The organism is Arcticibacterium sp. SM2516, from assembly GCF_057914865.1.
The window spans coordinates 3,968,080-3,979,611 of record NZ_CP195290.1 but is presented as its reverse complement, the minus strand read 5'-3'; the positions used below and the strand labels follow the sequence as shown (position 1 = coordinate 3,979,611).

Below are 11,532 nucleotides of genomic sequence, written 5' to 3'. Positions count from 1 at the left end.
TAATGGAAACCCAATTACCATCTATACCGGACGTAATAGCCCAAGTACCACTGACAAACTATGTGTTGTTGGCTAGTATTTTATTTGTAATAGGTATTGTAGGCGTGCTGATAAGAAGAAACGCTTTGATAATATTTATGTCTATTGAGCTTATGCTTAATGCGGTAAACTTATTGTTAGTGTCATTTTCTTCGTATAACTCTGACCCTAACGGTCAGATTTTTGTCTTTTTTATTATTGCAGTAGCTGCGGCCGAGGTGGCTGTAGGTCTTGCTATCATTGTCATGATTTATCGAAACATACGATCCATTGATATCGGTCTGTTAGATAAATTGAGAGGTTAATTTAAATTTCTGAACAGTAAATATGTCGCTGATTGCTTTAATCCCTCTTTTCCCTTTAATCGGATTCCTTATAAACGGTTTAGGTTTTAAGAAAATACCAAACAGTCTAGTTGGTCCGATAGGAACAGGTGCTTCACTATTGTCATTCATTACTACTGTTTTAGTTTACCTACAGTTTAGTGAAACCAATGAGCCCATTATTGAAACGTTTTTTGATTGGATAACAGTTGGGAATCTCAACGTCGCTTTCTCCTTTCAAATAGACCAGTTGAGCATTTTAATGCTTTTCATTATTACAGGTGTAGGTACATTGATTCATTTGTACTCTGCCGGTTATATGAAGCACGATGCTGGTATAGGGAAGTTTTTCGCCTATTTAAATCTTTTCCTTTTCTCAATGCTGATACTGGTAATGGGTGCAAACTACCTCATTATGTTTATTGGTTGGGAGGGCGTAGGTCTATGTTCTTATCTATTAATTGGCTTTTGGAACAAACGCTCAGATTTTGGAGACGCTGCCAGAAAGGCATTCATAATGAACCGTGTAGGGGATTTAGGGTTTCTGATTGGTGTATTTTTAATTTTTCACTATTTCGGAACATTAGAATACTTAGAGGTATTCGAAAAAGCAAAAGGTATGCCTTCGGGCTCGTTGCCATTGATGTTCATTAGCTTCTGTTTGTTTATCGGAGCTATGGGTAAATCGGCTCAGGTGCCACTTTTTACTTGGTTACCAGATGCCATGGCGGGTCCTACACCCGTTTCTGCATTGATCCATGCAGCTACCATGGTTACCGCAGGTATCTACATGATCGTTAGAAGCAATGTTCTTTACACACTTTCGCCAGATACTTTGGAGTTTGTGGCTTGGATAGGAACGCTGACCGCTTTAATTGCGGCATCTATCGCTCTTTTTCAAAACGACATTAAGAAAGTTTTGGCTTACTCTACCGTGAGTCAGTTGGGTTATATGTTTATTGGTTTAGGGGTAATGGCTTTTACCTCTGGTTTTTTCCATGTCATTACTCATGCCTTCTTTAAAGCATTGCTTTTTTTAGGAGCAGGTAGTGTGATTCACGCGATGGGCGATGAGCAGGACATCCGCAAAATGGGTGGTCTTTGGTCAAAAACTAAAATCACTGCCATTACCTTTTTGATAGGTACAATCGCTATATCTGGTATTCCTCCGTTTGCTGGTTTCTTTTCTAAAGATGAAATCTTGGCTCATGTGTTTGAGCATAATAAGGGTATGTGGGCTCTGGCCATGGTGGGTTCTTTCATGACGTCATTTTATATGTTCAGGCTGTTCTTCTTAACCTTTACAGGAACGTTTAGAGGGACCAAGGAACAAGAAGACCATTTACATGAATCGCCAAGCTCAATGACGTTGCCATTAATTGTACTGGCGGCATTATCTATTGTAGGAGGTTTTATTGGCTTTCCAGAGATATTCCATCTGCCTCATTTCTTAGCAAATTTCCTAAGTCCTATCTATGATAATTCGAGAGAAGCTTTGGAAGGCTTTGGTGTTGTTCATTTATCTCATTCTACGGAGTGGCTATTGATGGGTTTCTCGGTATTATTAGCTTTGTCAGCCTTAGGTTTGGCATATGTCATTTATGTGAAAAGAGGTTTTGTTCCTAAAGAAGATGGGGAAATTACGGGTATTCAGAAATTCATTTATAACAAATTTTATTTAGACGAAAACTACGATAAGGTATTTGTTAACCCTACGGAAAAGGCTTCTACGTTCTTTGGGAATGTTATTGACCCGAAAGGAATTGATGGTTTGATAAACCTTATAACGAAAGGAATCAGCTCTTTGAGCAAATTTGGAACCAAGATTCAAACAGGAACCACAGGGTTCTATTTATTAATAATGGGTTTTTCAATTGGTTTTATTCTTGTCCTTAATCTTGGGCAAGAAGTAGTGTCACACTTCATGGAAATTTTTAAAGCGATAACGAGCAAATAGATGTTGATATTAGCACTCATATTGATTCCCGTACTTGGAGCACTTTTGGTATTTGCTTTAGGAGGAGAAAATCAATCAAGAAGTAAACAACTGGCATTGGCAATAGCCGTTATAGAACTTTTAGTTTTTGGCGTTGCTTTTAATGAATTTCATAACCAAGGGGTACTGGGTTTCCAAAAAGAGTGGTTGCCAGATTTTGGCATTTCCTTTAAGTTCACCACAGATGGAATTAGTATCCTTCTTATGGGACTATCATCTCTTCTTCTTCCTTTAATTGTTCTTAGTACTTTTAAAGTGGACTATGAAAAGCCTAACCTACTTTATGCCTTAATTTTAATAACCCAAGCAAGCTTAATAGGCGTTTTTAGTGCTGGAGATTTATTCTTGTTTTACTTCTTCTTTGAAGCAGCACTTATCCCGGTATATTTTTTAGGTCTTATTTGGGGAGGTTCTGGTGCTTCTAAAGCCACTTTTAAGATGCTGGCTTATACTATTTTTGGTAGTTTATTTATGTTGGTAGGACTCATTTACCTTTATGTAAAAGGTCAAACCGCTGATATGGCTGCTCTGAGTGCAACCATTACTTTTATTCCTGCGGGCGTACAACATATTTTATTTTGGTTCTTTTTACTAGCTTTTGCTATAAAAATGCCACTCTTTCCCATGCATACATGGCAAGCCGATGCTTATTCTGAGTCTTCTACACCTGCTACCATGTTACTTTCGGGATTGTTGTCGAAAATGGGCGTATACGGTTTAATTAGAATAGCACTACCATTAAGTCCAGTAGGCTCTAAGGAATTTGCTTATTATGTGATGCTTTTTGGGGTGATAGGTTTAATTTATGGTTCTATTGTCGCCATAAAGCAGGATAACCTTAAAAGATTGGTCGCTTATTCTTCTTTTGCTCACATTGGGCTTATAGCTGCAGCTATTTTCAGTGGTACATTGGAAGGCACTCAGGGTGCTGTTTTCCAAATGATGGCACACGGTATTAATGCGGTAGGGTTGTTTTTTGTGATTAAGATAATTTATGAAAGAACAGGCGGCAGAACACTTTCTGCTTTAGGAGGTCTTTCGCAAGATGCTCCGCTACTGAGTGTTTGTTTTATGATTCTTCTATTAGGTAGTGTGGCTTTACCACTTACCAATGGTTTTGTGGGAGAGTTTTTAATGCTCAAAGGTGTTTTTGACACGAATAAATTACTGGGCATTTTAGCCGGTATAAGTATAATTCTCGGTGCTGTATATCTCTTAAGACTTTTTCAAAAAACGATGTTTGGCGAAAAGCAAAACGACGCTACTGTGATAGCAGACATTTCAGGTTCTGAAGCAGTAGTTTTAGTTGTTATGTCGGGTTTGGTAATTCTGATGGGTATTTTCCCAAATGTAATTCTCAAAATATCTGAACCTGCGTCTCAGCAACTTTTAGATTTTATGGCTCAATTTTAAAGATTTACCAGAACATGTATCCAATTATTGCACTTTCTGTTTCAGGCCTCTTGACTTTGTTCTTGGGATTCTTAGATAACAAAAAGCTCGTTTTTCCGCTGTCCATTTTGTTTTTACTAGTTGCATTGGGTGTGTCTTTTGTAGACTGGAATGCTCCTGGCTTATATTTTAGCGGAATGATGGAAGTCAATAATGAGAGTATCGTTTTTGGCTCAATCATTTTAGTGTCTGCCATTCTTATTTTATGCCTATCGGAGGGATTCGATGATTTTGAATTTTCCCAACCAGCAGAATATTATGCTTTGGTACAGTTGTCTTTAATAGGAGCATTGATGATGGTTTCTTTTGAAAACTTGCTTATGCTGTTTTTAGGGATTGAAATTCTATCTATTGGTCTTTATATTTTAACCGGAGCAGATAAAAGAAACTTGAGAGGAAATGAGGCGGCCATTAAGTATTTCTTGATGGGAGCTTTTGCTACGGGTATTTTACTTTTTGGAATAGCGATGTTTTATGGTGCCGTTGGTAGTTTTGACATACATACTGCTTTTTCAAGCGGCACCCAAATGCCGTTTTTATATATCGGTTGTACACTGATTTTAATTGGACTTACATTTAAAGTTTCAGCAGCTCCTTTTCACTTTTGGTCTCCAGACGTTTATGAAGGAGCACCTACCATATTTACGGCGTACATGGCTACTGTCGTGAAAACAGCTGGATTCGTGGCTATTTATAGAGTATTGTCCTCTGTATTTGGTGAGATTTCGGAATTTTGGGTGCCAATGCTTCTCATAATGGTTGTCATTTCATTAGTGCTAGGGAATATTTTTGCAGTCACTCAAGATAGCTTTAAGCGTCTTATGGCTTACTCTAGTATTTCGCATGCAGGTTTCATGTTATTGGCTTTAGTTGGAGGATCTGAGGATGCTATAGGAACTATCATGTTTTATTCTGTAGCCTATTCATTGGCCACTATCACTGCTTTTGGTGTTTTAATGAAAGTTTCAAAATACCGTATAGAGAAAGGAAGACCTTACGAAAACATTGACTTATTCTCTGGATTAGCGAAGGAGAACGGGTTTTTAGCAACAGTTTTAACTATTGCGATGCTTTCGCTGGCGGGAATACCACTTACTGCTGGTTTTTGGGGTAAGTTTTTCGTGTTTAGGGATGCCGCCTCATTTAATGGCGGTATTCTGGTTATTATCTTAGCGGTAGTAATGTCTGCAGTAGCGGTTTACTATTATTTTAAACCTATTGTTTTGAGCTTTAAAAGGGAAGTTGGGGTAGAGCAGGTAACTTTGACTCCGTTGGTAAAGCTAATTTTTGTTATAACTACCATTGGAACGCTGCTTTTGGGAATATTTCCGAACATTTTACGTTTCTTATTCTAAAGAATCATTTTTTTGATAAAGCTACTTAAGAATATAGATTTAAAGAAACATAAAAGTTTCTTCAACTTTTTTTTGACAGGTGTTTTCGGTGCAACCGTTAATTTCCTTTCACAAATTCCGCTTAAAGTTTGGTTTTTAGACTTGGGACTCAATCACGACGCCGCATTAGTGTGGAGTGTGTTTTGGGCTTATATGATATCTACGGCAGCTACTTTTATTCCAGCTAAGGTATTTGCATTTTCTGCTAAAGAATCTGGAAATTCCAAAAGGGAGTGGGTTAAGTTTTTCATTATTGCTTCTTTGGCATTAGTAGTGCAAGAGATTGTTACTTTTGGAAGCTTTAAGTTGGTTATTGGCCCTTATTATGAAGATTTTAGTTTGCTATGGAGAGAGAAAGCGTCTCACTTGGTAGGGATGGCCTTTAGTTTCATGGCTAACTTTTTTGGTCATAAGTTTTTCACTTTTAGAACTACAGGAATCTATGAGTTACTAAAACCTGAAAGAAATTAAACTTTTCCAAGTTTTAATTGAAGTGATTTTTGATTTTAAGTTTATTTTAAAGATTTTCTTAAAGAAAATGATTGATAACTTAAAATATTCTTAAATTTGTACTTCATTTAATTACTTTAAAAAATCAAATACCGATGAAAAAATTAATCGCTGTAATGTTGTTCGCTGGAATGGTTTCTTTCACTTCTTGTTCTTCTTCTTCTGAGTCTGCTTCAGATTCTATGGAAGCTGCTACTGAAGCTGTTGATGAGGCTGCTGATGCTACTATGGATGCTGCTGAGGCAACTGTTGATTCTGTAGGTGCTGCTATGGATGCTGCTGCTGACGCTGTTGAAGAGACTGTAGCTCACTAATTTTAGCTATATATTATTTTAAAAGCCTGTCCATTTAAAATGGACAGGCTTTTTCTTGTTTAAGAGTTTATATTTGCAAAAAAGAATTTGAAATGTTGAACAGAACTGACATCCCCGCCTTTAATCCTATTCAAGCAAGTAAATTGCCAAAAGTGGATGCAAAGGTTTTCCAAAACCAAATCCCTTTGTACAGCATGGGATTCGCTAGCCAGGATGTTATAAAGCTAGAATTGGTTTTTAACGCCGGCTCAGGATTTGAAAAGAAAAATGGTGTTTCATCATTATTCACAAAAATGATTTTGGGGGGTACCACTACTAAATCAAGCTCTGATATCATGGAGGGATTTGACCAGTATGGCGGTTTTATAGACGTAAGTTCTAGGGTAGAGCACTTACATATTACTTTGCACGGCCTTAGAAAATTTCTTGACAAGTACCTTTTACTTCTTAAAGATGTCCTTGAGAATGCTGTTTTTCCGGAGGATGAGCTAGAATTGCAAAGGAAAATAGCCTTGCAAAGTTTGAAGTTGAACATGGAAAAGTCTTCTTTTTTGGCTAGTAGAAGTGTGAAGAGGCTTATTTTTGGAGAAAATAGCCTATATGGAAGAATTCAAGAGAAAGAGGCTATCGAATCTGTAAGTAAGGATGACATTTTGTCTTTTTATGAGGATTGGGTAAAAGGAAAGGCGTTTACCATTTTTGCTTCAGGAAATATAAAGAAAGAGGAGATAGACTTATTGGAACATAACTTTGGGAAAGAGAATTATACCGTAATCGACGAGTTAAAAGTGGCTATAGAGGACTTTGTACCCAGAAATGAAATAATTCGATTGGAAGATAAAATGCAATCAACCATTAGATTAGGAAAACCTATTTTTAAGAGAACGCACCCAGATTATTTCCCATTAGCGGTGACCAATACACTTTTCGGTGGATATTTTGGCAGTAGACTTATGAAGAACATCAGGGAAGATAAAGGTTTTACTTACGGAATATCTTCTTCTGTGCACCCAATGAAAGAATTTGGCTATATGCTTATAGGTGCCGACGTAGTGAAAGAAAATACGATTGAGACGCTTACCGAAATAGAGAAGGAAATGAATGTTCTAAGGAACGAAAAGGTTGGCGAAGGCGAGTTAGAAACAGTTAAGAATTACATGTGTGGTAGTTTTTCGGGTTCCATTACTACGGCATTCGAACTTATGGATAAGCATAAAAGTATGATCTTGGCAGATCTGCCTTCAGACTATTATGACAGTTTCATTGATCATATAAGGTCTGTAGATACCAATCAGGTTTTAGAGATGGCCCAAAAATATTTGGAATATAGCTCTATGAGTGAAATAGTGGTCGGAGAAAGGATCTAGAAACTGATAAAGTAATAATCTTCCTCTTCGCGGGCCTCATATTTTAAAACATTGGTAAGGACCATGAGCACGAGTGTTCGAGACGCTTGTTTTAGGGGAACTTGAGATATTTCAGAGAACTTTTTGAGCGTTATGTGTTTATGTTCTTCTAGATAGGACATAAGAATACGTTCTTTGTCACCGTAATTAAAACGCAAGTCTCTGTTTTTTTTCTGTCCTTTTAGTATTTCCCTAACTTCTCTGCTGGCTTGAATGGTATGGTCTAAATGACGTACATACACCTTCTCGGAGGCTTTATGTGGCTTATGCTCGCTTTCTGGAATATGAAAAATTAAAACTTCCCTTTCATTTCCAATGCGAATCCTTTCAATGCTGTATTTTAAAGTGGGAGTAATAGACCTTTCAATTTCTCTTACCAATACATATTCTTCTTCGTCTGCAAACTTTACGCCTGCCACGTCTCCATAGTCGTCTATGCCAATAAGCAGCAAACCGCCACCTGTATTGGCGAAGGCCACCATTTCCCTTACTATTTTATCTGGAAACTTGGCTTTATACTTAAATTCTAGATATTGACCTTCTCCAGACTTCGTTAGTCTTTTTAAGTCTGTCAGACTTCTTCCTTTTATTCTTTCGCTGTTGTATTCAAGTTTCATGATGAAGACTAATTTTAGAAATCGCTAAAATTACATCGTGTGTTAATTAAAACAAAATGTAGGATGTTAGCCATGGTTTTCTATTTTTGAGTAAGAAACCTGTTCTTAAAATCCTATGGAAATAATTAAAACCTTAGCAATAGTTATGATAAGCTCTATTCAAATTAACGCTCAACAAAAAAGCATCAGCAAATTAGTGGCGGAAGATGCTAAATTTTATGATTTGGTGTCAGAAAATGCCACAGTAGAAATATTGGCAGAAGGCTTTAATTGGTCGGAAGGACCTGTATGGGTAAAAGATGGCAACTTTTTGCTGTTTTCTGATGTGCCTGAAAACGTAATTTATAAGTTCTCTAAAACAAATGGTCTGACTACTTTTCTTAAACCTTCTGGTTATACGGGTATTTTACCTTATAGTTTAGAGCCTGGAAGCAATGGGCTTATCATTAATAAGGATGGTGAGCTGGTAGCGTGTGAGCATGGTGATAGGAGAGTCTCTAGAATGCCTTTAGGTGGCGGTGGTGGAAAATATCCCGTTGCAGACAATTGGAACGGCAAACGCTTTAATAGTCCCAATGATCTGGTACAAGCGAGTAATGGTACCTATTATTTTACAGATCCGCCTTATGGATTGCCAGACAGAGAAAATGCCACAACGAGAGAAATTGATCTCTTTGGCGTTTACATGGTAGGGGAGTCGGGAAAAGCTGCGTTGGTTATAGACCATCTGTCAAGACCCAATGGTGTTGCTTTATCTCCAGATGAAAAAACACTTTACGTGGCACAATCAGATCCTGATGCGGCGTATATTTTGTCCTATCCTATTCTTGATGACGGCACGCTAGGAAAGGAGCATTTGCTTTTTGATGCTACTCCAATGGTGAAAAAAGGTTATAAAGGATTACCTGATGGTCTTAAAACCGATAAGGAAGGAAATATATTTAGTACGGGGCCTGGTGGGATATTGGTGTTAAACTCAAAAGGGAAATTATTAGGTAGAATAGAAATAGATGAGGCTACTTCCAACTGTGCTTGGGGCGAAGATGGCTCTGTACTATATCTAACGTGTGATATGTATCTATGTAAAATTCAAACTAAGACCATCGGAAAAGGCTTTTGATCGGCTTTGAGGCAACAATTTGGTGTTAATATTGAAAAAGTATTAAAAATATCTGTTCGCAAGGGCATATGAAAATTAGATTTCTTTGATAATCGTTTGGAATCTAACTATTTTTGCGGCTCGTTTTTTAGCACAGCTATGCGAACGAACAAAATTTTATATAAAAATTTAGAATGGCATTAATCAGTAGAATTAGAGAAAACTCAGTCCTTACTATTGGGATTTTGACTTTAGCATTGTTCGCTTTCATCATTGGCGATTATTTTTCTAGCAATTCTTTTGGCGGCGGTGGCCAAGAGAACGTAGGTGAAATAAATGGGGTTGACGTAGATTATCAACAGTTTGTGAAGCTTGTAGATGCACAGCGTCAGCAGCAGGAACTTTCTACAGGCAGAGCCGCTAGCGAAGCTGATTTAAGAAATATTAGAGAACAAGTTTGGGAGCAGTTGGTTCAAGAAAACGCTTTCCAACCAGAATATGAAAAACTGGGCATAGATGTTACTATGGATGAGTTAAAAGAAATGATTCAAGGAACTAAAAACTTGCATCCTTTCATTCGTCAGCAATTTACAGACCCAAACACTGGCGTCTTTAATGAGGCTCAGCACAGAGAGTTTATTAATGCAGCGGCAAACAAAACTTTGCCAGCGGAACAACAATACATTTGGGATTCTTTCAAGTCTAACTTGATTCAAATCCGTAAGAGTGAGAAATATCAAAACTTGGTAAGAGCGGGTGATTATATCACTACTGCAGAAGCTAAGAAAGAGTATACTTCTCAGAATAATTTGATTTCTGCGGATTATTTATTTGTGCCATTTTACAGTGTTAATGATACCACAGTAAAAGTGTCTGACAGTGAAATTGAGAAATACTATGGTTCTCACAAAAAAGAGTACGCTGGTTTTGACAGCCGCTCTTTTGATTATGTAGTTTATCAGGTTTTACCTTCTTCAGAAGATTCATCAGCTTTGCTTTTAGAAATTAATGGCTTAGCAAAAGGTTTGGCTGCAGCTCAAAACCCAGCGGCATTTGCTTCTGCAAATTCTGATGTACGTACACCTGCATTATGGAGTGCCAACGAGGTTTCTCCAGAACTTAAAGAGGCTATTTCAAATACCATAGTAGGTGGTTTGATTGGTCCTATTAAAGAGGGTCAAAACTATAGCATTTATAAATATGAAGGAACGGAATTAGATACCGTGAGTACACTTCGTGCTTCTCATATCTTAATCCGTGCTGAAGGTACTGATGATGCAGCTAAGGCCGCAGCAAAAACTAAAGCTCAGGATTTATTGACTCAAATAAAAGGTGGGGCTAGTTTTGAAACCATGGCTCGTATTAACGGAACAGATGGTACTGCCCAGCAAGGTGGAGATTTAGGTTTCTTTAGCAATAATGGCTCTATGGTTCCTGCTTTTGAGAAAGCAGTGTTCGGTCATAATGGTGCTGGATTATTACCAAACTTGGTTGAAACTGATTTTGGATATCATATTGTTAAGGTAACAGAGCCTAAATCGAATGTGAAATATAAACTGTCTGCTATTACAAAGATTCTTGAGGCTTCTGAAGTTTCATTGAACGATAGTTATCAAATGGCGGAAAGCTTAAGGGCTGATATCAGTTCTGCAAAAGAGATGAAAGAAAAGGCAGCAGAAGACCCTAATTTGGTTCTTTTGACAGCTCAGAGAGTTTTACCTGGAGCTACAGGATTCAATACCGTTCAAGATGCTAGAGAAGTAGTGCTTTGGGCTTATGGTAATGATGTTTCAGTAGGAGATGTAGCGGATAGAGTTTTTGTGGTAGGTGATAGTTATATCATCGCGGCTTTGACAGATGCTACAGACAAGGATAGCCCTAAGGCAATGGATTTCAAAGCTCAGATAGAATCTAAGGTGAAGAATCAATTGAAAGGAGAAAAGATTTTAGCCAAATTGGGTGATGTCTCTGGTGATTTTGAATCTGCTGCTAATAAATATGGTGCAGGTGCTTTAGTGGAAAGTGTTACAGACATCAATATCACAACGGGTATGTTGAACAGTGCTGGTATTGATGGTATTGCTATTGGTAAGGCTTTCGGTTTAAAATTAAACCAAGCTAGTAAGCCTTTCATGGGTCAAAATGGTGTTTTTGTAATGAAGAAAACTGCGGAGACCATTGCTCCAGAAATAGCAGATTATAACAGATACAAAGAAGACATTAAGCAGAAAGTAGGTGCTTATGCCTCTGCTTCGGCTGCAGATCAAGCGGTAAGAGAAGCTGCTGAAATTACAGATAGAAGAGCAAGAATGTTTTAAGACATTTTCTTTAGATAAGGAGAAAAGGGATACCAATGGTGTCCCTTTTTTTATGAACTTTATA

10 protein-coding genes are annotated in these 11,532 nt (G+C 37.6%); 9 read left to right on the top strand and 1 reads right to left on the bottom strand.

All coding sequences use genetic code 11. The features are described 5' to 3' along the window. Window positions 1-2: 2 nt before the first annotated feature. The 7 genes from nuoK to ACSBFT_RS16405 all read left to right on the top strand — a co-directional run bounded on the left by nuoK (window position 3) and on the right by ACSBFT_RS16405 (window position 7,395). The gene (gene nuoK, locus ACSBFT_RS16435; protein ID WP_463047223.1) at window positions 3-344 is read left to right on the top strand and encodes an NADH-quinone oxidoreductase subunit NuoK; all 342 of its coding nucleotides are present in this window, start codon (window positions 3-5) and stop codon (window positions 342-344) included. A gap of 22 nt (window positions 345-366) precedes the next feature. Beyond that, window positions 367-2,319: an NADH-quinone oxidoreductase subunit L gene (nuoL, locus tag ACSBFT_RS16430; protein WP_489601516.1), complete on the top strand. Its 1,953-nt coding sequence runs from the start codon at window positions 367-369 to the stop codon at window positions 2,317-2,319. Continuing rightward, the gene (locus ACSBFT_RS16425) at window positions 2,320-3,771 is read left to right on the top strand and encodes a complex I subunit 4 family protein (RefSeq protein WP_489601514.1); all 1,452 of its coding nucleotides are present in this window, start codon (window positions 2,320-2,322) and stop codon (window positions 3,769-3,771) included. Window positions 3,772-3,785: 14 nt separating this feature from the next. Further along, window positions 3,786-5,165: an NADH-quinone oxidoreductase subunit N gene (locus tag ACSBFT_RS16420; RefSeq protein WP_489601512.1), complete on the top strand. Its 1,380-nt coding sequence runs from the start codon at window positions 3,786-3,788 to the stop codon at window positions 5,163-5,165. Between the two features lie 12 nt (window positions 5,166-5,177). Further along, window positions 5,178-5,675 carry a GtrA family protein gene (locus tag ACSBFT_RS16415; protein ID WP_463047219.1) on the top strand — a complete coding sequence of 166 codons (498 nt, stop codon included), beginning with the start codon at window positions 5,178-5,180 and terminating at the stop codon, window positions 5,673-5,675. A 134-nt stretch (window positions 5,676-5,809) separates the two neighbouring features. After that, window positions 5,810-6,028, top strand: coding sequence for a hypothetical protein (locus ACSBFT_RS16410; protein ID WP_463047218.1), 219 nt, complete (start codon window positions 5,810-5,812; stop codon window positions 6,026-6,028). A gap of 92 nt (window positions 6,029-6,120) precedes the next feature. Beyond that, window positions 6,121-7,395 carry a M16 family metallopeptidase gene (locus ACSBFT_RS16405; RefSeq protein ID WP_489601510.1) on the top strand — a complete coding sequence of 425 codons (1,275 nt, stop codon included), beginning with the start codon at window positions 6,121-6,123 and terminating at the stop codon, window positions 7,393-7,395. On the opposite strand, the gene ACSBFT_RS16400 is transcribed toward ACSBFT_RS16405, so the two are convergent. Continuing rightward, window positions 7,392-8,051 carry an AlbA family DNA-binding domain-containing protein gene (locus ACSBFT_RS16400; protein WP_489601508.1) on the bottom strand — a complete coding sequence of 220 codons (660 nt, stop codon included), beginning with the start codon at window positions 8,049-8,051 and terminating at the stop codon, window positions 7,392-7,394. The genes ACSBFT_RS16405 and ACSBFT_RS16400 overlap by 4 nt on opposite strands. Window positions 8,052-8,166: 115 nt before the next feature. Between ACSBFT_RS16400 and ACSBFT_RS16395 the strand changes: the two genes are divergently transcribed. Both ACSBFT_RS16395 and ACSBFT_RS16390 read left to right on the top strand, forming a co-directional pair. Then, entirely contained in the window at window positions 8,167-9,171 is a 1,005-nt protein-coding gene (locus ACSBFT_RS16395; RefSeq protein ID WP_489601507.1) for an SMP-30/gluconolactonase/LRE family protein, read from the top strand. A gap of 173 nt (window positions 9,172-9,344) precedes the next feature. Continuing rightward, window positions 9,345-11,468, top strand: a complete 2,124-nt coding sequence (locus ACSBFT_RS16390) for a peptidylprolyl isomerase (protein WP_489601506.1) — start codon at window positions 9,345-9,347, stop codon at window positions 11,466-11,468. Window positions 11,469-11,532: the final 64 nt, after the last annotated feature.

Bases quoted from the DNA above. Each gene is read 5' to 3' on its own strand.
- ACSBFT_RS16420 (WP_489601512.1), top strand. From the start codon at position 3,786: ATGTATCCAATTATTGCACTTTCTGTTTCAGGCCTCTTGACTTTGTTC.
- ACSBFT_RS16395 (WP_489601507.1), top strand. From the start codon at position 8,167: ATGGAAATAATTAAAACCTTAGCAATAGTTATGATAAGCTCTATTCAA.
- ACSBFT_RS16390 (WP_489601506.1), top strand. From the start codon at position 9,345: ATGGCATTAATCAGTAGAATTAGAGAAAACTCAGTCCTTACTATTGGG.
- ACSBFT_RS16410 (WP_463047218.1), top strand. From the start codon at position 5,810: ATGAAAAAATTAATCGCTGTAATGTTGTTCGCTGGAATGGTTTCTTTC.
- nuoL (WP_489601516.1), top strand. From the start codon at position 367: ATGTCGCTGATTGCTTTAATCCCTCTTTTCCCTTTAATCGGATTCCTT.
- ACSBFT_RS16405 (WP_489601510.1), top strand. From the start codon at position 6,121: ATGTTGAACAGAACTGACATCCCCGCCTTTAATCCTATTCAAGCAAGT.
- nuoK (WP_463047223.1), top strand. From the start codon at position 3: ATGGAAACCCAATTACCATCTATACCGGACGTAATAGCCCAAGTACCA.
- ACSBFT_RS16425 (WP_489601514.1), top strand. From the start codon at position 2,320: ATGTTGATATTAGCACTCATATTGATTCCCGTACTTGGAGCACTTTTG.
- ACSBFT_RS16400 (WP_489601508.1), bottom strand. From the start codon at position 8,051: ATGAAACTTGAATACAACAGCGAAAGAATAAAAGGAAGAAGTCTGACA.